The 23,077-nt window shown below is 47.9% G+C and carries 24 protein-coding genes; 10 read left to right on the top strand and 14 right to left on the bottom strand.

Annotated elements, in window-relative coordinates; all coding sequences use genetic code 11:
- Positions 1-429: 429 nt before the first annotated feature.
- Both J2Z65_RS09300 and J2Z65_RS09305 read right to left on the bottom strand, forming a co-directional pair.
- Positions 430-1,569 (bottom strand): glycerate kinase, encoded by a 1,140-nt coding sequence (locus J2Z65_RS09300; RefSeq protein WP_167054366.1) that lies wholly within the window; start codon positions 1,567-1,569, stop codon positions 430-432.
- 29 nt (positions 1,570-1,598) lie between these two features.
- Positions 1,599-2,477 (bottom strand): NAD(P)-dependent oxidoreductase, encoded by an 879-nt coding sequence (locus J2Z65_RS09305; RefSeq protein ID WP_167054364.1) that lies wholly within the window; start codon positions 2,475-2,477, stop codon positions 1,599-1,601.
- Between the two features lie 188 nt (positions 2,478-2,665).
- Here J2Z65_RS09305 and J2Z65_RS09310 point away from each other — a divergent pair, with 188 nt between their 5' ends.
- The 3 genes from J2Z65_RS09310 to J2Z65_RS09320 are packed head-to-tail and all read left to right on the top strand — an operon-like array spanning position 2,666 to position 5,280.
- The gene (locus J2Z65_RS09310; protein WP_167054361.1) at positions 2,666-2,995 is read left to right on the top strand and encodes a helix-turn-helix transcriptional regulator; all 330 of its coding nucleotides are present in this window, start codon (positions 2,666-2,668) and stop codon (positions 2,993-2,995) included.
- Positions 2,996-3,011: 16 nt separating this feature from the next.
- A complete protein-coding gene (locus J2Z65_RS09315) occupies positions 3,012-3,728 on the top strand; it encodes a pentapeptide repeat-containing protein (protein ID WP_167053374.1) in 717 nt (238 codons plus the stop codon).
- Between the two features lie 25 nt (positions 3,729-3,753).
- Positions 3,754-5,280: an MDR family MFS transporter gene (locus J2Z65_RS09320; RefSeq protein ID WP_167053372.1), complete on the top strand. Its 1,527-nt coding sequence runs from the start codon at positions 3,754-3,756 to the stop codon at positions 5,278-5,280.
- A 102-nt stretch (positions 5,281-5,382) separates the two neighbouring features.
- Here the strand turns inward: J2Z65_RS09320 and lacZ are convergent, their stop codons facing one another.
- Positions 5,383-8,526 carry a beta-galactosidase, LacZ type gene (gene lacZ / locus J2Z65_RS09325; protein WP_167053370.1) on the bottom strand — a complete coding sequence of 1,048 codons (3,144 nt, stop codon included), beginning with the start codon at positions 8,524-8,526 and terminating at the stop codon, positions 5,383-5,385.
- Positions 8,527-8,663: 137 nt separating this feature from the next.
- Between lacZ and J2Z65_RS09330 the strand changes: the two genes are divergently transcribed.
- Positions 8,664-9,515 (top strand): AraC family transcriptional regulator, encoded by an 852-nt coding sequence (locus J2Z65_RS09330; RefSeq protein ID WP_167053368.1) that lies wholly within the window; start codon positions 8,664-8,666, stop codon positions 9,513-9,515.
- A 48-nt stretch (positions 9,516-9,563) separates the two neighbouring features.
- On the opposite strand, the gene J2Z65_RS09335 is transcribed toward J2Z65_RS09330, so the two are convergent.
- Positions 9,564-9,854, bottom strand: coding sequence for a hypothetical protein (locus J2Z65_RS09335; protein ID WP_167053366.1), 291 nt, complete (start codon positions 9,852-9,854; stop codon positions 9,564-9,566).
- Positions 9,855-10,022: 168 nt separating this feature from the next.
- Between J2Z65_RS09335 and J2Z65_RS09340 the strand changes: the two genes are divergently transcribed.
- Positions 10,023-10,610 carry a 50S ribosomal protein L25 gene (locus J2Z65_RS09340; RefSeq protein ID WP_167053364.1) on the top strand — a complete coding sequence of 196 codons (588 nt, stop codon included), beginning with the start codon at positions 10,023-10,025 and terminating at the stop codon, positions 10,608-10,610.
- Positions 10,611-10,688: 78 nt separating this feature from the next.
- Here J2Z65_RS09340 and J2Z65_RS09345 read toward each other — a convergent pair whose 3' ends face one another.
- Both J2Z65_RS09345 and J2Z65_RS09350 read right to left on the bottom strand, forming a co-directional pair.
- The gene (locus tag J2Z65_RS09345) at positions 10,689-10,883 is read right to left on the bottom strand and encodes a hypothetical protein (RefSeq protein ID WP_167053362.1); all 195 of its coding nucleotides are present in this window, start codon (positions 10,881-10,883) and stop codon (positions 10,689-10,691) included.
- Positions 10,884-11,052: 169 nt separating this feature from the next.
- Positions 11,053-11,247 carry a hypothetical protein gene (locus J2Z65_RS09350; protein WP_167053360.1) on the bottom strand — a complete coding sequence of 65 codons (195 nt, stop codon included), beginning with the start codon at positions 11,245-11,247 and terminating at the stop codon, positions 11,053-11,055.
- Positions 11,248-11,471: 224 nt separating this feature from the next.
- Here J2Z65_RS09350 and J2Z65_RS09355 point away from each other — a divergent pair, with 224 nt between their 5' ends.
- Together J2Z65_RS09355 and J2Z65_RS09360 are read left to right on the top strand one after the other, a co-directional pair.
- Complete coding sequence (locus tag J2Z65_RS09355) at positions 11,472-11,906, top strand: DoxX family protein (protein WP_167053358.1); 435 nt, start codon at positions 11,472-11,474, stop codon at positions 11,904-11,906.
- A gap of 62 nt (positions 11,907-11,968) precedes the next feature.
- Positions 11,969-12,877 (top strand): helix-turn-helix domain-containing protein, encoded by a 909-nt coding sequence (locus tag J2Z65_RS09360; RefSeq protein ID WP_167053356.1) that lies wholly within the window; start codon positions 11,969-11,971, stop codon positions 12,875-12,877.
- A 150-nt stretch (positions 12,878-13,027) separates the two neighbouring features.
- Here J2Z65_RS09360 and J2Z65_RS09365 read toward each other — a convergent pair whose 3' ends face one another.
- The 5 genes from J2Z65_RS09365 to J2Z65_RS09385 form a co-directional block, all read right to left on the bottom strand.
- Complete coding sequence (locus J2Z65_RS09365) at positions 13,028-14,071, bottom strand: glycoside hydrolase family 88/105 protein (protein ID WP_167053354.1); 1,044 nt, start codon at positions 14,069-14,071, stop codon at positions 13,028-13,030.
- Between the two features lie 443 nt (positions 14,072-14,514).
- Positions 14,515-15,381 carry a sugar phosphate isomerase/epimerase family protein gene (locus J2Z65_RS09370; protein WP_167053352.1) on the bottom strand — a complete coding sequence of 289 codons (867 nt, stop codon included), beginning with the start codon at positions 15,379-15,381 and terminating at the stop codon, positions 14,515-14,517.
- Positions 15,382-15,419: 38 nt separating this feature from the next.
- On the bottom strand, positions 15,420-16,280 hold the full coding sequence (locus J2Z65_RS09375) for a sugar phosphate isomerase/epimerase family protein (RefSeq protein WP_167053350.1): 861 nt from the start codon (positions 16,278-16,280) through the stop codon (positions 15,420-15,422).
- A gap of 30 nt (positions 16,281-16,310) precedes the next feature.
- Positions 16,311-17,375: a Gfo/Idh/MocA family protein gene (locus J2Z65_RS09380; RefSeq protein ID WP_420850765.1), complete on the bottom strand. Its 1,065-nt coding sequence runs from the start codon at positions 17,373-17,375 to the stop codon at positions 16,311-16,313.
- Positions 17,376-17,523: 148 nt separating this feature from the next.
- Positions 17,524-18,744, bottom strand: a complete 1,221-nt coding sequence (locus tag J2Z65_RS09385) for an MFS transporter (RefSeq protein WP_167053348.1) — start codon at positions 18,742-18,744, stop codon at positions 17,524-17,526.
- Between the two features lie 206 nt (positions 18,745-18,950).
- Here J2Z65_RS09385 and J2Z65_RS36085 point away from each other — a divergent pair, with 206 nt between their 5' ends.
- Together J2Z65_RS36085 and J2Z65_RS09395 are read left to right on the top strand one after the other, a co-directional pair.
- Positions 18,951-19,160 (top strand): DeoR family transcriptional regulator, encoded by a 210-nt coding sequence (locus tag J2Z65_RS36085; protein ID WP_425326206.1) that lies wholly within the window; start codon positions 18,951-18,953, stop codon positions 19,158-19,160.
- A complete protein-coding gene (locus J2Z65_RS09395; RefSeq protein WP_167053344.1) occupies positions 19,108-19,719 on the top strand; it encodes a DeoR/GlpR family DNA-binding transcription regulator in 612 nt (203 codons plus the stop codon). Before J2Z65_RS36085 ends, J2Z65_RS09395 begins: the two co-directional genes overlap by 53 nt.
- Positions 19,720-19,814: 95 nt before the next feature.
- Here the strand turns inward: J2Z65_RS09395 and J2Z65_RS09400 are convergent, their stop codons facing one another.
- The 3 genes from J2Z65_RS09400 to J2Z65_RS09410 form a co-directional block, all read right to left on the bottom strand.
- Positions 19,815-20,783 (bottom strand): quinone oxidoreductase family protein, encoded by a 969-nt coding sequence (locus J2Z65_RS09400; RefSeq protein WP_167053342.1) that lies wholly within the window; start codon positions 20,781-20,783, stop codon positions 19,815-19,817.
- A gap of 126 nt (positions 20,784-20,909) precedes the next feature.
- A complete protein-coding gene (locus J2Z65_RS09405) occupies positions 20,910-21,332 on the bottom strand; it encodes a VOC family protein (RefSeq protein WP_338111558.1) in 423 nt (140 codons plus the stop codon).
- A gap of 111 nt (positions 21,333-21,443) precedes the next feature.
- Complete coding sequence (locus J2Z65_RS09410; protein WP_167053338.1) at positions 21,444-22,130, bottom strand: EAL domain-containing protein; 687 nt, start codon at positions 22,128-22,130, stop codon at positions 21,444-21,446.
- Between the two features lie 169 nt (positions 22,131-22,299).
- Here J2Z65_RS09410 and J2Z65_RS09415 point away from each other — a divergent pair, with 169 nt between their 5' ends.
- A complete protein-coding gene (locus tag J2Z65_RS09415) occupies positions 22,300-23,064 on the top strand; it encodes a phytanoyl-CoA dioxygenase family protein (protein WP_167053336.1) in 765 nt (254 codons plus the stop codon).
- Positions 23,065-23,077: the final 13 nt, after the last annotated feature.

The raw sequence follows: 23,077 nt of genomic DNA on the forward strand, positions 1-23,077 counted from the left end.
ACCTGTAGCGATGTAAAACATCGCTGCATGCCGAAAAAGGCCAGGCAGTCTGGCCTTTTCTCTCCTGTAACGATGAGAAACATCGTTACTGCACGCGAGCGCCGCGGCGGTGCACCTGTAGCGATGTAAAACATCGCTGCATGCCGAAAAAGGCCAGGCAGTCTGGCCTTTTCTCTCCTGTAACGATGAGAAACATCGTTACTGCACGTGTGCGCCGCGGCGCAGCACCTGTAGCGATGTAAAACATCGCTGCATGCTAAATAAGGGGTAAGCTTCGCTTCCCCCAAAAACATATAAATTCTGGCGTGTTGAAAAAAGTCTGCCCAACTTCCGGAACATCCGTCGGAAGTTAAGCAGACTTTTTTTCAATAGTTTCACGCTTGTATACTAGGAAAAGTTGACTTCTCTGAGTATGTCCCTTTTGAATCCCTAGCCGCGCAAAGCAGCGAGATAAGTCCGCATCACATGCTCCGCTTTCTGCGTCAGCAGCTCATCGGTCCTGCCCATTGCCTCTTGCAGCGACATCGGTCCGTTCACGATACTATGGATGCTCGTGATACCATGCTCAAACAAGGCTTCCACGCCTTGCCCAATTGAACCGCTCAGCACAAAAACAGGAACGCCTTTCTTCTGCGCAGCCTGGGCGATGCCCATGGGTGCTTTACCAGAAGCCGTTTGCGCATCTGTCCGGCCTTCTCCCGTAAATACAAGAGCGGCCCCCTGCAAATGCTGATGCAGGCTGCATGTTTCCATCACAATCTCAACGCCGCGCCGCACGCTGGTGGGAAAAAAAGCTTGGAACGCGCCTCCTAAACCACCCGCCGCCCCTGCGCTAGGCAGATTGTGAACGGCGATGCCCGTCTGTGCCTCGATGATATCCGCCCAATGATGGAGCGCCTTGTCCAGCTCTTCCACCATCTCAGGGGTCGCGCCCTTTTGCGGGCCGAACACATAGGAAGCACCTTGCGGGCCAATAAACGGGTTGACCACATCTGAAGCAATCGTAAAGCTCGATTGTTCAATGCGCACATCCCTATCAGCAGCATCAATGCGCCTGATTTGCGAAAGACCTTGTGCGCCATATGGGACAGGATGCCCAGAAGCATCCAAAAGTCCTAACCCGAGCGCTTGGAGCATGCCGCTGCCCCCATCGTTGGTTGCGCTGCCGCCAATCGCCAGAATAAACTTGCGATACCCGCTATCCAACGCATGCTTAATGAGCTGCCCGGTTCCATAAGTTGTTGCAAGCCAAGGATTTCTCTGCTCCTCAGGGATTAAGATGAGCCCCGAAGCCGTAGCCATTTCGATGACACAAGTTTCTCCGTCACCAAGAATGCCATATTCGGCTTGCACATCGCCCAGCAAGGGTCCGCGAACAGTCACTTGGACTGTGGTCCCCTGCGTCGCGCTGACCAAACTATCTACCGTTCCTTCCCCGCCGTCAGCCATCGGAACGAGTACGGTTTCCGCATCGGGAGCTGCTTTGCGAATGCCTCTCTCGATCGCAAGAGCGGCCTCTTTTGCACTTAAACTGCCCTTAAATGAATCAGGCGCGATGACAATTTTCACGGACATCCCCTCTCCCCCGACACATTCGATTAGAGTTTGCTTACTAATTTATATAACGCATGCGTCCCGCTGTCTTCATCACCGCCGGCAGCCAACTGCTCATACAGTGATTTGGCTAACGCAAGTCCTGGCAATTTCGCATTCATTTCTTCCGCCGACTGAAGTGCTATTTTCATATCTTTAATAAAGTGTTTGACATAAAAGCCAGGCGCGAAATTACCGGCAATCATTCGAGGGGCCAGGTTGCTTAAGGACCAGCTGCCCGCGGCGCCTGATTCTATACTTTTCAACACCGTAGTAGGATCTAACCCTGACTTTTCGGCATAAACAAGGGCTTCAACTACGCCCATCATATTGCTGGCAATCGCGATTTGATTGCACATTTTGGTGTGCTGGCCTGCGCCTGCTTCCCCTTGATAAACGATGTTCGTACCAATCTTTTGAAAAAGTGGCAGCATGGTTTCGAAAACTTCACGCGAGCCCCCAACCATGATCGAGAGTCTTGCTTCTTTTGCCCCTACATCTCCACCGGAAACTGGCGCATCAAGTGCATATAACCCGCGGGTGCGCGCCGCATCTTCAATCTTCTGGGCAAGCTTTGGAGAGGACGTTGTCATATCGATGACATAGCTGCCCGGCTTGGCGTTATGCAGTATCCCATTTTCGCCTAAATAGACTTCTTCCACATCACTTGGGAAACCTACCATCGTAATAATTACATCACAATTCTGAGCTAACGTCCCAGGCGATTCCTGCCAATGAGCACCTTGATCAATGAGCTCCTGCGCTTTGGATTTTGTCCGATTATAAAGGTGAACCTGATATCCTGCCTGCATAAAATGACCTGCCATACTTTTACCCATGACACCCGTACCTACAAGTCCTACAACGGTTTGCGCTGGATTCATTGCCACGATCAAAACCACCTTTCTAAATAGAAACATTCCTATCGATTGAAATTGCTGTATTATGGCTAACCATATACCTAACTTAACATCCTCTATGGGGGAGGTCAATGAAAGTTGTGTAACACGGACCGAACTACCTTGACAGACGAAGTAATATAATTTATATTGTAATCCAGGAGGTGAGGGTTATCGTCGACTTGAAAATAACGTCCGATCTTATTCGAGGACATACCGACAGCATTATTCTTAAGATGCTGATGTCAGGTGATAAGTATGGCTATGAAATTTCAAAGCTCGTGCAAGTGACCTCTGGCGGAGAATACGAACTGAAGGAAGCCACCATGTACTCCAGTCTTAAGCGGCTGGAACAAGAAGACAGCATTACATCCTACTGGGGGGATGAAACGCAAGGCGGCAGAAGGAAATACTATCGAATCACCGATAAAGGCTTAGAAACTTATCATATGAACAAGCGGAATTGGGAGCATGCCAAGAGCATTCTCAATTTACTCATATAAGAAAGGCGGAATCAACATGAATTCAAGGCTATCTGCTTATTTGGATGATATTTTTTCAGATTATGAAGACTTGAAACCCATTAGGGAACTAAAAGAAGAGCTTTCACATGATTTGCAGGAAAGACTTATCGATTTGCAAAAGGATGGCCTTAATGAAGAAGCTGCTTTCGAACGAACGATCGCATCCATTGGCGAAATTTCTGAGCTGATCCAAAGCATTCATGCCAACACGACTAAACTGCAGCAAATCATTGGCATTGATTTTTCCAAACAGAATTTACAAAAGTCCGATTTGAAAGCTATTCAGGTCCATGACGGGAAGTTTAATTACAGCAACCTGCAGGGCTCAGATTTTAGCCTGTCAGACTTAACGAATGCTTCTTTTAAATGCAGTAATTTAGACCACGTTCATTTTGACGGCGCCAATTTAACCAAAGCCAAGATTCAGAAGTCCAGCCTTAAGGGAGCGTCTTTGCGGAACTGCATTTTGGACCAGACGGACTTCAGTTCTTCAGAGTTATCTGGCGCATGTTTGGATAACCTAACTTTTACCGGAACTACGTTTCATTATACAGGTTTAAAAGGAACTTCTTTCCGCAACGCCGTCTTTCAAAGCTGTTCGTTCAAAACCGATGTCAAAAAAACGATTTTTGACGGGGCCAAAATGGATAAAGGGACATATGCGTTGTTAAAAGGCTTAAAAGCAAATCTCACTCACGTTACGATTATTTAAAAAGAAAGCGGGGAAACTCCACTTTATGTCTGCTCAGAACAAAAATAAAGGAATAGGCATTGTACTTGCCGGGCTTTTGCTAGGCATTCTGATGGCCGCTATGGATAACACCATTGTAGCTACAGCTATGGGTACCATCGTCGGGGAATTAGGCGGATTGGATAAATTCGTATGGGTCACTTCCGCTTATATGGTGGCTGAAATGGCCGGCATGCCGATTTTCGGTAAATTGTCCGATATGTACGGGCGCAAAAAGTTTTTCATTTTTGGTATTCTCGTTTTTATGCTTGGATCCATTTTATGCGGAACAGCAAATTCCATCATTGAGCTCAGTATTTATCGCGCAATTCAAGGAATCGGCGGCGGCGCGCTGGTACCGATCGCTTTCACGATCATGTTCGATGCCGTTCCGTTGGAGAGCCGTGGCAAGCTGGGCGGATTGTTCGGAGCGGTATTCGGCATGTCGAGTATTTTCGGTCCTCTGCTTGGCGCTTATATTACCGATTATGTGAACTGGAAATGGGTTTTCTACATTAACCTGCCGCTTGGTCTGATCGCCTTTATCTTTATCGCTTTCTTTTATCGCGAATCGGTGGAGCATTCCAAGCAAAAAATCGATTGGTGGGGTGCGATTACCCTCGTGGGCGCCATTGTCTCCATCATGTTCGCTCTTGAATTAGGCGGCAAAAAATATGCGTGGGATTCATCTGTGATCCTCGGTTTGTTCGCACTGTTTGCCGTACTGGCGATTATCTTCATCCTCGTGGAGCGCCGAGCAGCCGAACCGATTATTTCTTTTGCCATGTTCAAAAGCCGTTTGTACGCATCCAGCAATGCGGTTGCTATTTTTAGCGGCGCAGCGTTCATCACAGCGTCAGTCTATATCCCGATCTTCATTCAAGGAGTTCTAGGCGGGACTGCGACCAATTCCGGCTTAGTTTTACTGCCCATGATGCTGGGTTCCGTTGTAACGGCAACAGGCGGCGGTTTCTTAATGACCAAAGTGAGTTACCGTACCATTATGATTCCTACCACGCTCATTCTGGTTGGCGGGGTAGCTTTATTGACAACTTTATCGCCTGCATCACCACGCTGGCTCGTAACCATTTACATGGTAATCGTGGGACTCGGCATCGGTGCTTCCTTTTCCGTTTTGAGCAACGCTGCGATCCATCTTTTTGATGCAAGACAGCGCGGCTCAGCCTCGTCGACGCTGAACTTCCTGCGTTCCTTGGGGATGACGCTCGGAATTACCGTTTTCGGTATTATTCAAAGCCACGCATTTACGAGGAAGCTGACGGACGCCTTTGCGGGTCAAGGTGAAATGCCGGCCGGCATGGCAACGAGCGATCCGCATACCTTGCTGGATCCGACCAAGCGCTTGGACATTCCTGCACCTATCCTTGAAAAAATCTCAAGCGCACTATCTTCTTCCATCGTTCTCACCTTCGCATGGACGATCGTTCCCGCTGTTATCGCCTTCTTATGCGCAATAGCGATGAGCAAAGAAAAGCTCGATCCGACGCAGGAACAAGGCGCTATGTCTCACTAAATTTTCGTGAAGCACGCACGGCATTTAGCGCAAAGAAAAAGCCGCTTCGATACATGGTATCGGAGCGGCTTTTTGTGTGTATACGCCTGTTGCTTTTTAAGCTTAAATTCCTTTGAAAGTGAACGAATACGCATATGTGCGATTGGCAAACAGCGTGAACTCGGGATGTGTTCTTGCCCCCCAGCTGTCATCACCGCCAACGCCCATTTGCTTGTAATTCACGCGCAGCACCACTTTATCGCTGACAGGCAGCTTATACGTGTGGTCATGGGCTTCTAATTCCGAAGGCGAATACGGCAGAGCATTCAATTCGACCGTTGGCAGCCCCTTAATACGAAGCCCACGTCCTGCATCATTCGTTAAGGTCGCCCAACGTACATCCGTCTTATTTCCGCATTCCTGCGGGCGTAAATATGGAACGAACTGCTCCTCTACGGTTCCGCTGTGCACTGCCAGCTTAGCTCCGACGGCGCGATCCCAATGGTTTTCGTGCGGCCCGCGGCCGTACCAGCTTAATTGCTGGAAGGAGCGGTCCAACTCCAGCATCACGCCGATTTCCGGGATTTCCGGCAGGTTAACGCCTGGAACAAGTTCCATACGTACTTCCACTTCCCCATTCGGCGATACTGTGTAAACCAATTTCACCTTAGAAACAGGCACCGTGGCTAGTTCATAATCAACTTGCACTTCTACTCGGCCATCCACAGCGGACTTTGCTTGCAAACGTTGCAGCGTTCTTCCGCTGCCTGCTCCTTGCCAAGGGGCACATCGGATATGATGCTGGTTGCCGCGATCGTTATCCGTGTAAGCACGCCAGAAATTAGGCGCTGGACCCATCAGGAACAACTCGCTTCCTTCGTACTGATAAGAAATAATATCACCGGTAGCTGCATGGAATTGAAGCGAGAAATTGCCACCTTTCAGAGTAATCGCCTCAGCAGTCGAAGTAATTTTCACTGCTTCTACCTCAGTTACCGCAGCGGCTGATTCCGCTTGCGCAACCAAATCTGCATGAGCCCACGCTTTACGAACCGGAAGCAAGAACTGCTCCCATGCGATCTCATGGCCTTTGGAAGCCCACAAGGTGTCTTCTTTCAATTGGAGGCTGAGCGTTAAAACGAACTCATCATCGGGCAGAACGGCCTCGTGCTGTTCCAATGCTAATTCAATCGTCGCAGTGTCCCCTGGCTTCACGGCATATTGTCCATGCTTCGCTTCCCCTACAATGACACCGTTGTGTGCGATCGTCCACGTCCAATCGAATTCGCTGAGATCTGTGAACAAGTATTGGTTCGTCACCGACACTTGGCCTTTCGCCAGATCAAGCGCTGCAATTTTCACATTTTGATAGCATTTCTTTACTTCATAAATTTTTGGCGATGGCGTGCGATCTGCGAAAATCAATCCATTGCCGCAGAAATTGCCATCATTCGGCGTATCCCCGAAATCCCCGCCATAAGCCTGATAGGTCACGCCTTCAGGCGTTGTCGTACGGATCGATTGGTCGATCCAATCCCAAATAAAGCCGCCTTGGAGAATCGGATACTGATCAAACAGCTCCCAATATTTAAATAAATTACCGCAGGAATTTCCCATCGCATGGCTGTATTCACATAAAATAAACGGTTTCTTCGGTTTATTTCTGGCGTATTCTTCAATTTTGTCAATCTTGGAGTACATTTGACTCTCGATATCAGAGGCCGCATCTGAGGCTCGGCAATGGAAAACACCTTCATAATGGACCACTCTGGATGGATCGGCCTCACGGAGGAAGTCATGCATTTTAATAAAATTATCCCCGCCCCATGACTCATTCCCCAGCGACCAAATGACGATCGAAGGATGGTTCTTATCTCTTTGCAGCATGGAATTCGCCCGGTCCAGAACAGCTCCCGTCCATTCAGGCTTGCTTCCCGGCACCGTCTCGCCTTCTTCCTCCTGGGCATAGCTCCAAGATCCGTGCGTTTCAAGATTCGTTTCATCAATCACATACAACCCATATTCGTCACACAATTCATACCAACGGGGATTATTCGGATAGTGGGAAGTACGCACCGCATTGATGTTAAATCGTTTCATAAGCAAAATATCTTCAAGCATGCTGGCATTATCAACGCTGCGGCCGCGATCCGTATCAAACTCATGGCGGTTAACGCCTTTAAAAACAATTCGCTCGCCGTTAATTTTCATCAAACCGTCGTGAATTTCGAACTTACGGAAGCCTACCTTGCAGCTCTCCGTTTCCAGCAGTGATCCACTCTCATCCTTCAAGCTCAACACAAGCGTATAAAGATTGGGCTTCTCTGCGCTCCAGAGCGCCGGTCGTTCCACCTTGACGGACAGCTCCACTTCCTGCATAGGAGTGCCGCTCACTTCAACTACTGCGGAGCAAGGCGGAGCCCATACCGGTTTCTGCTCACTATCATATAACACAGCCTCTACGCGGCGCGCCCCTGTGCCAAGGGCACCATAGTTCGTAACCTTCGCTTGAATACGCAGCTCCGCATTTTCGCAGGCATCATCCAACTCCGTCAACACTTTGAAATCCGCCATATGCGTGACAGGTGTGGAATACAGGTAGACATCGCGGAAAATACCGCTCAAACGCCAGAAATCCTGATCCTCCAGCCAACTGGCATCGCTCCAGCGGTACACTTCGACAGCGAGCTTATTCTCACCCTCGACCAAATATGGCGTAATATCAAACTCCGCAGGGGTAAAGGAATCTTGACTGAAACCCGCCAAATCGCCGTTCACCCACACATAAAAGGCCGACTCAACGCCTTGAAAGCTCAAGTAGACAGGCTGCTCCGCCCAAGATGCCGGAATCGTAAAGCTGCGGGAGTACGAGCCGACAGGATTATACTTCACAGGTGCAAAGGGAGGCTTCACCTCTTCGTGGCCGACCCATGGATAGATGATATTCGTATATTGCGGAAAATCAAAGCCCTGCAGCTGCCAATGGGATGGCACAGCAATATCGGACCAGCCGCTGCAGTCATAGTCATTCTTATAAAATTCATGAGGACGTCCCTGTGCATTCTCGGCAAAATGAAACTTCCAGGTGCCATTCAAGGACTGATACAAATCGGATGCTTCACGAACACCGGCAAGCGCTTCAGTCTCCGCGCGGTATGGCATTAACGTTGCATGCGCTTCCAAACGATTCAATTGATAAATCTGAGGATTATTATTCCATTCCGGGAACCCGTTTGCAGGTGGGGTATACACGAATTTGTTAGCCATCGGTTAAAAACCTCGCTTCATTAGGGTTGTATAAATTTCATCAAGGATGTATTTATTGTACAGGACAATAATTTCTTTTAAAATATAAGATACTACGCATGGCATATTAAAAAATGAAAGAGATGGATTTCCTCCAGATGACTATAGATTACAGAAAATTTTTCGTCATTACAGAAACGGACCGGAAGCTTCCGCTGATCCTGGAAACGGTCGGATACGAGAATCAGCAGCAATATTACAAGCGGGAAGAAGGATATCCCTGCTTTCACTGGTTGCAAACGATTGAAGGCGCCGGAGAAATTATCCTCGATAACGGGTCCGTCAAACTCGGCGAAAATCAAGGCATGCTGCTAGCCGCGGGCGTTCCGCATGAATACAAAGTACTTTCACCCCAATGGTCAACCTGGTATGTAACCTTCGACGGCGCACTCGCTGCCTCCATCGTCTATGCCTTGGAGATCCCGATGTCCACACAGGTCAGTTGGGGATTTGATACTCCGCTTGCCAATATTCACGAATACTTTTATGAAAAATACCGCTATAGTTATGACTTCACCGGAATGAACGGCTCACTCGAAGTTTATCAATTCCTCACCCTGCTCAAAAAGCATGGAAACGTCAACAAAAGCGCATCCTTCTCCCAAAGCCACGATCGGTTACTCCCGCTGCTGTTTCAATTGGAGCAAAACTTTGCTTCAGCTAACGTCGGCCTAACGTGGATGTCAGAAGAGCTGGGTGTCAGCCCGCAGCACGTCAATACGCTATTTCGCAAAGCCTTTGGCCTATCTCCCTATCAGTACCTGCTGCAGTTGCGGCTCCAGAAGTCAAAGGAGCTCTTGATTACCCAGCATGCCCAGACCATTAAACAAATTGCGGAATCAACCGGCTTTCTTGATGCTTCGCATTTCATTTCGACCTTCCGGAAATCCGTCGGATTAACTCCTGAGGTGTTCCGGAATCAGTATAACCATCATATAGAAAAAGGATAGAACGAGTCGCCTCGCCTATCCTCACCGTATACTTCACTTATCTGAGATTTAATAATTGGGTACAAACTCACTATGAACTTCAATCAGCTTTCGGACGAAAATCTCAAAATCATTTTTACTAGAAGAAAATTTGAAATCGGTTACACCAGTGTTGAAATCAATAACTGTAAGCGCCACTTGGTTCTGTGGATATTCTGGGATCGGCTCAGAGGCAAGAGTAATATTTTTGAAAGGGTAAATGGACGTTTCACCGTACAAACGCAGCACAGTCAGATGATCATCTCTCAACTCCAACGAAATCTGTTGATCGGAATCAGTGAAACTTTTCAGTGTACTCATCCTTTATCAATCCTCCTCTTGTCCTCTATTTTACTCTCAAATGAAGAGATAAAGAAGCCCAAAACGAAAAAAAACTTCCTATTTATTTCCTGTTTCAGAGCTTGTATAAGCGGGTAAATGACTGTAGGGCTGAACGCCGCTTTATACAACGCTACGGAGGTGCAGAACATGAGTACAACGATTTTACTATCTGAACGAACAGGTCCTGTGAAAAAACTGCGAGAACAAGGTCATATTCCGGCTGTTGTTTACAGCTCTCGTATGGATTCCGAGCATGTTACCGTCCCGGAAAAAGAGATCCGCGCATCACTGAAACGCAATCCGCATGCCATTTTGAAAGTAGCTTTACCTTCTAAAACGAAAGAATCCGTCATCATTCATCATGTACAAAAGGATTCTCTGACAGGTCAATTGCTGCATATTGATTTTTTGCAAATTGATATGAAAGAAAAACTCGATACGAACGTCGCCGTTCACTTTACGGGCGAAGCCAAAGGTACTAAGGAAGGCGGCATTCTACAAGTAGAAACGCATGAAGTCATGATTCGCTGCATGCCTAACAAGCTGCCGGAATCCCTGACGCTGGATCTTAGCGAGCTGCGCATTGGCGAACATCTCACCGTTGCCGATCTCAAGGTTCCTAAGCAAGTTGAGGTGCTCTCCGACCCTGAGACGGTGCTTGTTACGATCCTCGGCGTACAGAAGCAGGACGTAACTGCCGAGCCCGGTACACAATCGGAAGCAGCGATGGAATAGCTGAATATATGAAAACAGACTCTACGCACCTGGATGCGCAGAGTCTGTTTATTCATTATCGCGTTTCTATCATGCTATTCAAAATGCGTGGATCTGACTGCTCATGACTTTCGAAACGATTAATTTATGTTGTTCGGCCCTAGCTACAATCACTTGCAAACTATTGCGTATTTCTAAAGCTTCATTCAAGTATTCCGTATCGCCAAAAATCTCGTATAACCTCAAATAATCATTATACTCATCCAGCCATTGATCGAAGTAAGAAGATGTCAAATCTATCAACTCCCTTAAATCCATGATAGAGCAAAATGATTAATTTTTTATTAGAATTAGATTAATTTTTTTTAAACAAATAAGACAAAAACCGCCAGACGCTGGTGCAGCATTCGACAGTTTTATACTCTACTCTACTCTACTCTACTCTACTCTACTCTACTCTACTCTACTCTATGATATTATCCCCCTGATACAAACCCACGCCGCAAATGATCACGATGGCCACAAATAGAAGCACTCCGAAGGCATCCCACCATAAACTGCCCGCAATGTTTGGAAGAATTCCAATTCCGAAAATAAGTGCAGGAGTTAACCACAGCATTTTTTCCAATTTACCACGAATTGCTCTTCGCCTTTGCAAGATGTACGACCCCTATATGCTGCAGTATGTTGTTTGGACCTGACACCGTATACACTTCGGAGTTAACATAACATTTCTGACCGTCCAAGCCGCGTAAAATGCAATCCAATTTGTGGAATTAAATCTATTTACAAACCGATGGTCGGTCTATATAATTCTTTTCAAATTGAAGAATTCACACGTTTCATGATTGAGTTACTGTAGAGTAAGAAGGAGGACGAATAATGATTCCGTTTTATGCGCTACTGGTCTCTTATTTGATATTTGGGGTGCTAGGCATTCTTGGTATTTCCCATTTCCATGGATGGCATACGCCGCTGCAAGGAGCCGTCGCCGTCATGCTGCTTCTAGCCGCCTCCGCCCACTGGGGGAAAAGACGGCCTGACCTCATACGCATGGTTCCGCAATTTTTCCCAAGACCGGATTTGATTGTCACTGTCACGGGCTGCCTGGAAATTGCAGGTGCAATCGGCATCCTTTTTCCAGCAACCTCTCGCGTTGCCTCCATTTGCTTGATGGTTTTGTTGGTCGCTATGTTCCCCGCTAATGTGCACGCTGCCCGCAGTAAACTAACGATTGGCGGTAAGTCTACGCCCGCTTTACTAGTTCGAACGGTGCTGCAGCTAATCTTCCTCGCGGCAATATATTTGGCGGGGTGAACTCCCCTCTATGACAAATTATTTCTCGGGAAATAGAAGTTTCTCACTAGGGGGCGAAATTCGTGGATCAATCGGTTCATGAGTTAGTCGGCAATTACGCCATCGACGACTTTACGAATCATTTTCTGGCGGAATATCCTATACATTGCGAGCTTCGAACGACGCCGCTTCATCAGCATCTGCTGCACTCCCATAATGGATATGAATTTTATTTTGTACGTCAAGGCACAGGTTCATATATGGTTGGCAATCAGTTGTATCCCCTGCATGCCGGGACGTTGACGGTCATCCAGCCAGGTGTGATCCATCGGCCGTTCCACATCCGCGACAAAGATTTCCACAGGTACGTCCTTTCCATTAATGAGACTTATATGGAGGGGCTCCATGACATTTGCCGAACGACCGATTTATCGATCTCCAGATTATTAAAGGCGATGCATCCTGAATCTTGCCACTACTTTTTAACCGTTCCACAGCTGGATCAACTCCAAAAACTGCTCGCTGATTTGGAGCAAACGCTCCAGGAAAAGAAGCCGTACTTCGAATTAAACGTCCTGAGATGCATGACGGAATTTTTTCTTCTGCTTCTTGGTTTAGAAGGCGGGGCAGCAAATTCGGGATCCCCTAGGTCCGAGGATGAGCAGCTGATCGGGGACGTACTTTCCTACTTGATTGCGCACTATCAAGACGAGCTGCATGTCGACGACCTGCTTGAGCATTTTCCCGTCTCGCGCTCCCGCTTGTTTAATTTGTTTAAAGAAACAACTGGCAGCACGATCAAGCAGTTCCTGAGCGACTACCGCTTAAATAAGGCGAAACGTCTTCTGGTGGAAACCGATCTGCCTGTAACGGAAGTCGCGGCGGACGTGGGGTTTGGTGATATTTCCCATTTTTTCCACGTATTCAAAAAGGGCACATCTCACACGCCGAAGCAGTACCGCAAAGAAGCTGTCAGAAGGCAGCGAGATTGAGTTTGGAGAGACATACAGACAAACCAGAAAGTCTGCTCAGACCCTCTAGTTTGTCTTTCTCACGTTAGTGTGCAAAACAAAGGTTTGGGAAGCCGCGCAGCTGTTGGGACGTACGTGGATTCCCATTCTTGCAATGCGTAACACCTCACGTCATCCTCCCTGCTTATGCATCGATTCAGCCAGCAGCATGAGAACTAGTCCCTGGCCGTACAAAGTCGGATACTGTGGAATCTCTTGATAGGCGAAGATGCTCTTCATCACCGGAGTTCCTCCGGATACGCCCGATACAACGCCATCCTCCGAAATAGTAGCGAGCACGGCGGCCAAAGCCCGTTCAACGGCGGCATCATACCGATCGTTACGCTCAATGAGACCAATGTCCATAGCCTTCCTAATGCCGTAGCCTATACCAGCGCTCCCTGAAACCTCTCGGTAAAACTCAGGATGATCCATCACGGTGGCCCATAAACCATCCGCTTGCTGATAAGCGGCAAGTCCTGAAATCAATTGGCCATATCTCATTCTGAGTTCATCAGGGATCGTAACAAGGGGCTCGATCTTCTTCACGATAAGCGGAACACCTGCCGCAACCCACGCATTCGCTCTTGTCCACCGTGCAGCCGACATATGGTCCGCGGAATTGCAATTCCAACCATGAAACAACACGCCGCTCTTCTCGTCTTGAAGCAGACTGAGATGAACGAGCACCTGCTGCAGCGCCTCCTCTGCATATTTCTTGCTTCCAACAAGCGACGCTGTGCGGGCCAGAAACAAGACCGCCATGAACACAGTGTCCGCCCACACCTGCTCTGAGAATTCCACATTCTCCGTCACGGTATGTTCGAAAGCCCTCTCTCTCGTCCGCGGCGCCTCCGCAATCATCCATTCGGCAATCCGGATCGCTTCCTCCCGGTACCATGCTTCATCCAGCAGCTGGTTCAAAGCCGGAAATATAGCAAATGGGGCAATTGAATTAATGACCTTGCTCCCTTTCGCCTTTTCCTTATTCCGCTGGGTCCAATCCACCAAATAGGACAACACTTCCGGTTTGCGCGTGGCTTCGTAATAATCCAGCAGCGCGATTAATCCTACACCCGGCACCCAATCCCATTGATGAATATCCATGCCCCAATTACCGCTGTGATCCTTTGTCATTGCCGTCCATACCTTCTGCGCAGCGCTTTCCAGCGTCAAGAACATTCAGCTCCTTTTATAACAAAACCCATAAAATTGATTGCCGTTAGGACCAGTCTACAGCAAATGAATCACTACCTCTTGGGATTCTGTCTTAAAAAAGTGGGGGAAAGTCCTGAAGATCAGCTTGGATAAATCGTCATGCTAAATACGCTTATCCCAAACAGGGATGCCCAACCTTACGAAGGGAGGGAACTCCAAGTCCCTTATTCAAGCAAATAGCCGAATTTCGCGGGTTGGAGGGGAACTACAGGCTCTTATTCAACCTCAATCGTCCAAATATATGTCAAAATGGCGAAAAAGCGGACCCTAGTTCCCTCTCCCTCACGCAAAGTGATCTCTTTGGCAAAATAGCGCCCTGTAGTTCCCCCTATAAACATAGAAATTCTTATAAGTAAATAAAAGGACCGAGGAGACAAACATCTCCTCAGTCCTATTGTTCATTATTGATATTTTCGTATAAATGCGATGGCGCTGGCAATATCCTTCTCCGGCTGTTCTCCGACTTCTCGCTCAATCGTCAGGTAGCCTTTATAGCCAATGTCTCGCAGCGCTTGGAAGTAACGCGTAAAATCTACATGCCCTTCGCCTAGCGCAAGTTCGCGGTAATAAGGGCCGGATGTCGCGGCTTCGGCGATTTGCTCATGACTCATTGGCTTATAGCCTAGTGAGCCGTAAACTTCGCGCGGATCAGCCTGACGCAGGCGGATACCGTCTTTCACGTGCGTATGGACAATATAGTCCTTCAAAGTAATGATGCCTTGCACCGGATCATCGCCTGTAACCATGACCATATTGGCCGGATCAAAGTTAACCGAAACGCCGTTGGTTGACAAAGTATCCAGAAAGCCTTTCAAATGAACGGCTGTTTCCGGACCCGTTTCGATGGCAAAATAGGCGTCCAAACTTTTGGCGTATACGCCCAATTCCTCACAAGCACGGTGCATCGTTTCGTAAATTGGATCATTCTCTTGCTCAGGAACGACACCGATATGGGTCGTGACAACCTTCGTGCCCAGCTCGACCGCAAGGTCAAGAATACGCTTAGATTTCTCAATCTTGGCCGCATTCACAGAGGCATCCTGGAAGCCATGACCGCCTAAGTCTCCGCACAAAGCGGAAATTTCAAGCCCAAGGGAAGCGATGAAATCTTTCAGATCTTTGCGGGCGCCAGACGATAAATTCGCTGGGTCCATCTCGCCAGACACGGCATAAATCTGCACCCCGTCTGCCCCAAGTTCCTTCGCTTTCTTCAAACCGTCCCGCACGCCAAGGCGGAGACTGTCCACCATGATACCGATTGGATTCATCCTATTTCGTCAACACCTTTCGCATGGCATTCTGCCGCTTAAGCCATTTCTTCCCATAATCTCTTAATATTTTGTAATCCGATTAACGTACCGGTTTTACACTCTTCCATGCCTTCAAATTCCAAGGAAATGTAGCCGTCGTAGCCAGAACTTTTGATAACGCGCAGTACTTCTCTCATATCAATATCGCCGTGTCCCACAATAGCTCCGCGCAAATAATTGCCTTGCAAGGTTTGGAACCAGCCTTGACCTGGATTTTGGTGTGACGGACGCAGATAAAAATCTTTAATGTGCACCATTGAAGCGTAGGAAATGTTATTTTTCACGGCAGCAACCGAGTTCTCGTCGGCGCACATGAAATTGCCCACATCCAAAGTTGTCCGGAAATTGGGGCGGTCTACAGCTTGGATCAGAGCTTGAACCCGGTCACTGTGCTGGACAAAATAGCCATGATTTTCGACACTTGTCGTAATGCCATAGTTTGACGCATAGTCCGCGATTTGACGGCAGGCTTCAGCCATACGCTCTAGCTGTTTGTTGAAATTCGCTATGGAACGGTCCGCACTCTGCGCAACGTCATGCCGCATCTTTTTGACGCCAAGTCTCGCTGCAAGATCAACTTCACTTTTGACCCGCTCAATCTCCTTGAGGTAAGCCTCTTCGGAATCCGTTAAAAAATTAGCGCCGATCGCGTAATTGGAGATTTCGATGCCGCGCGACTCCGCCTTTTGACGAATCTGATCGGCCAATTCAAAATTGCCCGGCAAATCATAACCGAGCGGCACAATTTCAACATGCTCGCCGCCTTGATCCGCGATCCAATCAATGACGGCCATGATATCCATTTCACCGGACTTCAGAGCTTGAAATAAACTATACGTACTAACGCCTAATTTCATGTAAGTACCTCCATGCTAGTTCCCAACGGACTATAATTTAATTTCTTGGCCTTTGGCTGCGGATTCATAGATGCCGCACAAGATTTTCATCATGTTAACCCCGTCTTCAACAGGACTAATCGGCGTTTTTCCGGTCTGGCAGCTTTCGACGAAGTGATTGATTTCATTCTGAAAAGCTTGCGGTACATTAATCGACTTCGCATCCGTTTGCGGGGATACATTCAAAATGGTATCGTTCATTTCCGTCACGAAAACGAGCTCTGGCTCAATTTCCACGCCACCCTTGTCCCCATATAGCTTGACAGCGATCTCATCCTTTTTGGCATGCAGCGTAAAGCTGACATCAACAAGGAGGGAAGCCCCATTTTCAAATCGGATTAACGCATTAGCCATATCTTCAACGGTATTGTGAGCAACATCGTAATCAGCTGCTTTATAGAAGGAAAGATTGCGCACATTCGCACGATTCCCAAGCTTATTATACGTATTCCCGCTAACGGAGACCGGCTTCGGTCTGCCCATCATGTACCAGCACAGGTCGATGACATGCACGCCGATATCGATCAAAGGTCCGCCGCCGGAGCGCTCCGAATCCGCAAACCAGCCGCCCGGGTTGCCTAAACGGCGAAGACAAGAAGCTTTCGCATAATAAATTTCACCCAAATTATCTTTATCTATAAATGATTTGACGAGCTGAGCATTGGCGTCATATCTGCGGACAAAACCTACTTGCAGCGTTTTCCCCGTTTCGCGCACGGCATCTTGAATGCGCAGTGCTTCCTCCACGGTTTTACAGAGCGGCTTCTCCACAAGTACATGTTTACCTGCGTAGAGCGCTGCGATACTAATTTCAGCATGCGTATTATTCCATGTGCAAATACTTACAGCATCGATCTCCGGATTTGCGAGCAGCTCGCGATAATCGGTGTATACGTGCTCCAGGTTATATTTTGCTGCTTTTTCCTCTGCTCTTTGGCGATTAAGATCGCATACGGCGTACAAATTAGCGTTTGCCTGTTTAGCGTAAGACTCGAAGTGCATTTCGGAAATCGAACCTGCCCCGATTACACCAATGTTCAACTTGTTCAATGTCATAGCAAATTCTTGCCTCCTTGGTTGTCTTATAAACTCAGGATAGCATGCTTTTAGCTGAGGTAGAATGTATAGAATGAGCAAGTGCATGGACTATTTGTTCAAATTAAAAAAACCTGGCATAAAAAGCATGACCAGGTCCATGAAGAAATCACATCTGCACCGCCTTCGAGTCTGTACGGCGCCCTTGCTCTTTGAGCATAAAGAAAATATTGAGAAGACCAAACAACAGGAAGCAGATCCAAGGAAGTGCGTTCCAGCCAAGCAAGGTTCCAAGATCATACAAATAACCGCCGCCAACATTACCAAGCATAGCTCCGATCGACAGCGCAAAGCTGTTAAAGCCAAAATAGCTGGCGATACTCCCGCTCCCGGCAAACTCGGAAACCATCGTATTCATCATCGGCTGCAAAAAGACTTGCCCGATCATAAACGCGATGACTCCCGCATAGATCCCGATCATCGACCCTGTCATTCCGATCGTAAACAACCCCGACGCCAGAAGCAGAGTAGCAAGCGACAGCACGCCGAAGGGCTGCATTTTCGCTTGACCCAGCTTGGCAAACGGTACCTGCAGGAGCACCATCACGATGGCGCCGCAGGAGTAGATCAAGCCGATATTGGCTCCCGCCGCTATCTGATTCACGCGAAACGGAACCGCAATATAGAGCTGCGCGACGAGCGACCACGAGATCATGGTGAACACCATAAAGCGTCGGAAGGCCCGGTTTTGAATAACTTTTTTCATCTGGGGCCACATTCGGGCGTCCTGAGATTGCATCTGTTCACTTTTAATTTGCGGCAATAAGAACAGACTTAATAAAAAAGAAAAGACAAAAATCAGCGTTGCCGTCATACTGACATATTTGAAATGAAACCCCATTAAAAGAGCGCCAAGAACGGGTCCCACGACAAATCCCATGTTGCTTAGCATTTCACGAATCGCATATACCGTGATCCGGTTATGCGGTGTCGAGAGCGCTGCGTAATACGCATAACTCGCCGGCTGAAAAAGCGCCGCTCCTAAACCCGAGAAAAAGCATGCGATAATCAATCCCGGAACATGATCGACGAAGCCAAACATTCCGAAACCAAAGGTACGTATAAACAACCCGATCAGAATGGTCCGCTTATAGCCAAGCCGATCGGCTAGGGTGCCGCATAAAGCAGACAGGCCCTGCTGGCTTAAGCTGCGAATCGCTGAAATGACGCCAACGATCGTCACGCTCAGTAGTAAATCGTGCATCAAGTAGGAAGCAAGCAGCGGAATCATCATATAGAAGCCGACCGCCATGCTGAACGTATTCATAAACATCACCCAGAAGGGCAGCTTGATTTCCGTAAGCTTTTTCCGTAATTGCATCATCATCATTTCCTCGTCTCCGCTCTTCGATGTGTGAATCTCAACAAGATACCTGATTCTAAGAGGATTGCATAGGGACTTTCTTTGTATCTACTTGGGTATATTATTGATGCTCTTTTTGATATACTCAAAACACGTATCCATCAAACAAACAATATCAAACATAAATGCACGTTACTCTCCATTTCGCGAAAATAATAGAAAGCCGGTGAATGATGTTATCCGAGGTTAGACACTCCAAAATCATCGAACTGCTGAATCAAGCAGGTTCCATAAAAGTATCAGAACTAAGCAAAACTTATCAGGTTACGGAGAAAACGATTCGTGAGGATCTAGAGAAATTAGAGGCTTCCGGGATATTGAAAAGAGTTCATGGGGGAGTCCGTACTCGTCGAAAGCTCCAATGCGATGCTGCCGATTCATAAACGAAGAGTACGCCAGCAAGCAGAGAAAGAACAGATCGCCGCAGAAGCTTATCCATGGATTGAGGATGGCCAAATAATTCTGCTCGACGGCGGTTCAACGACACTTGAGCTTGCGAGGCTAATCCAGCATCGCACTCTAACCGTGATCACCAATGATACGAAAATTGCCGCTACCTTAGTAGAGAGCGCTCACATTGAACTGTGCATGTTAGGCGGATACCGCCGCAAAGGCACTTATACGATCATTGGTCCCAGTGCCATTCAAATGGTTGATGAGCTGAATGTGGATATTGCTTTCCTCGGCTGTACGGGCATCGACTTGCATCGAGGCATATCCGTTTTTCACCGGGATGAGGCAGAGCTCAAGAAGAGAATGATCAAAGCATCCAAGAAAACGATTCTTTTAACCGATCATACGAAGTTTGACCAAACTGCCCTCATTTCCTTTGCTTCTCTGATGGAAATAGATCTTCTGATCACAGATGCCGGGGCCGATGATGGGCTGATTGCGAGATACTCCGAGCGAGGTCTGGAGATAAGCAGAGGGTATTCTGTATAAAAGAGTAAAATCAAGCGTGCCGCGATGCTGCCAAGAACAAATAGGACTATCCCGAAGTAGAACATTCTACTTCAGGGATGGTCCTATTTGATTGGCTATGGGATAAGCAGGATTTTCCCCGTACTCTGTCTGCTCTCTATTAGTCGGTGAGCCTCAGCGCCATCCTTCAGGGGGAAGCTTGTTATCCCTTCCATCTGAATAATGCCATCCCGCAGCGCCTGGAACAGCGCTTCCGCCCGCTCGATTCGATTGGCTAACGAGGTCACATGGTTCCACAAATCACCGCCGGTCAGCGTCTTCGAGGTGTCCATAAGCATTCTCGGGTCAACATGCGGCGGATCTCCACCCGCCATGCCATAGAAAACGACCGTCCCCTTCGTTCGGGCAGCCGCAAAGCTGTCCATTAACGTCGATCCCACGGAATCGTAAACGGCATCTGCGCCTTGTTTCGCCTCAGTGAAGCGGATCACCTCTTGCACCCACTCTTTGTCGTAGCCGAAAGCAACATCGGCTCCTGCTTTCAGTGCGACGGCTTTTTTGGCGTCCGATGAAGTCAAACCGATGACTCTGGCCCCTTTGCTTTTGGCAAGCTGAATCAATAGTTGACCCACGCCTCCTGCTGCGGCATGAACGACGATATCGTCGCCTGCTTGAATCAGATAGCTGTCGTTGACTAAATAATGCGCCGTCATTCCCTGAAGCAGTATGCCCGCTGCCTGTTCAAAAGCAATATCGGCTGGCACCGGTATAGCCCGGTCGATTGGCACAGCGATCAATTCGCTATTGGCAAAAGGAACATCGCAAAAGGCGATACGGTCGCCGGCTTGAAGATGCGTCACATCAGATGCGACCCGCTCTACGACGCCAGCAGCCTCATAGCCCAGGATGAATGGCGGCTTTCCCGCCAAGTGATAATTCCCACGTCTCCGGTAAACATCGGCAAAGTTGAGCCCGATTGCTTTGGTTCTCACCAGAATATGTCCAGGTTCTAAGTTAGGCTCAGGTATATCTGCATACTGCAGTACTTCGGGCCCGCCAAATTGCTCAAATATCAAAGCTTTCATGGATTACCTCCAACTTGCGTATCATTCCCAAAAATTGTACCATACCCCTTCTCGATTGCAAAAAACGCGATTTAAGGCGCAAAAAACCCTCCATTTCAAGTTTCGTGAAATGGAGGGTTGTCCTTGTTACAGTTGGTTCTCTCCTGTGCTTTGGAAAAATTCAAGGATTTCACCGTTCAACCCTTTGACAAATGCGATCCTAACGGGTGTCGGTGGATGGTTGCCCAAAACAACATCTTTAGGCTCAACTGTTACTGTCGCGCCTGCAGCAACAGCCGCTGCAACGGCTTTATCGACATCATTGCTGCGAAAAGCTACATGAAAGTAAGTACCTTCCGGTTTCGGTTCACCGGAGCCGCCGGCGAAAACCTCCATATAATTACCGTCACCGGTGTCCAGCAAAACAATTCGTTTATCGCCTTCGCCCCAGCTGTTCTTTTCAGTGAACCCTAAACCTTCCGTATAAAACTTAACTGTCGCTTCAAAGTCATTCGCTCTTAACGCGACGTGGTGAAAGCCTCCGCCGCCAATTTTCTCATTGGTACTCACTTGATATGCCTCCTTCGTAATCCTAGCATTTCTATCTCCACGAGTATAACCCATTGCCAGGTGTTAGAAAATGAGTTACTTCGAAGTAACTAAGTTAACCTGACGTAATAACTAGTTGGCCTCTATCACCACATGCTTCGGCAGTAAAGCAAGTTCAGCTGGCTTATTTATATAATAGCCCTGTATTCCCCAGCACGCCATTTCCTTGAGCATCATGTACTGCTCATATGTCTCAATGCCTTCGGCGATCACCTGCAAGTGAAGGGCATTCGCCATAGCCAGCATCGCAGAAATTAGCGGTGCATTCCCATCTGCAATGAAGGATCTGTCGATTTTCAGTTTGTCTATCGGCAGCAAGGTAAGCATACTTAATGACGAGTAGCCTGTTCCAAAATCATCCAGTGCAATCGTAAAGCCGTTGTCACGCAGTTGACTCAGCGTTTGCTGGACATCCTGTATGGAATGTACGGTTGCGCTCTCAGTAATTTCCAATTCCATAGCATGCGGAGCGACATTCTCCTCCTTTAAAATTTGCAAAATCCGATTAACGAAATCCTGTTCATTCAACTGCACTCTGGAAATGTTGACCGATATTCTAAATTCGGAACCATAGTCCGCTTCTAGAAAGTGCCAATCCTTACAGGCCTGCCGGATAACCCAATATCCGATATCAACAATTAATCCTGTTTCCTCAGCGACTGGAATAAAGCTGTTAGGCTGGACGATCCCCTTGTTGGCGCAATTCCATCTCAAAAGCGCTTCCGCTCCGATGACTGTTTGCCGCGTAGTATTCGCCAAATCCTGTCGAATTCCTCTCTTTTCGCGGATGCCATGATTCATTCTAGCACGTCAGCAAATAATCGTTTTGTGCTATTCATAATCGTTTTAGTCACTTATGTTTCGTTTGTGATCACCTTACAATAAGGATATAAGAGATTCCAAACCATACCTACTGGAGGTTATGCGAATGATTACCAAAGGAAGTCCCTTCTCTATCCAACAATTCCGCGAGGAAGGCTTCAGCGGTCCTTTGCAAGGACTATCGCTGCAGGAAACCGATCTGTCCTATAATCGTTTCTTTGAAGTTATCGGTCAGTCCAAATACGAACCGGGTCCGACCAATATGAACTTATCCGCATGGCACCAAAACCATCTATGGGCTTATGAGTTGGCTACTCATCCAAGCATACTCACAGCGATGAAGCAAATACTTGGCGAAAACCTAGTCCTGTGGGCGATGCACTTCTGGTACAAAGAACCGAATAACGATAAATTCATTCCTTGGCATCAAGACATCAATTATTGGCCGATGGAGCCGGCGATTAATGCAACGGCGTGGGTGAGCCTGGGCTGGTCCATTCGTGAAAACGGCTGTTTGCGCGTCATTCCCGGCACTCACAAGTCTCATGTCGAGCATGTCTCCACAGGGACAGATCAAAGTGCCTTCTCGGAGGGCTTGCCAGCGGAAGTGATCGACGAGTCCAAAGCGGTTGATCTCGAAATGTCTCCCGGCCAAATCGCCTTTTTTAATGAAGCAACCTTTCACGGATCTGAGAAGAACAACTCGAACATTCCACGCGTAGCTTTCTCTGTCCGCTACACAACACCTGAGGTGAAATTCCTGATGGAGAAGTGGGGCGGCGATACAACGCGCATCCGCACCTACCTTGTTCACGGGGAAGACAAGCCTAACCGGAATGAAGCGATTCGAGGCATCGTACCGCAGAAGTAAGCGTGTAATGGGA

The organism is Paenibacillus aceris (genome assembly GCF_017874035.1).
GTDB lineage: Bacteria > Bacillota > Bacilli > Paenibacillales > NBRC-103111 > Paenibacillus_E > Paenibacillus_E aceris.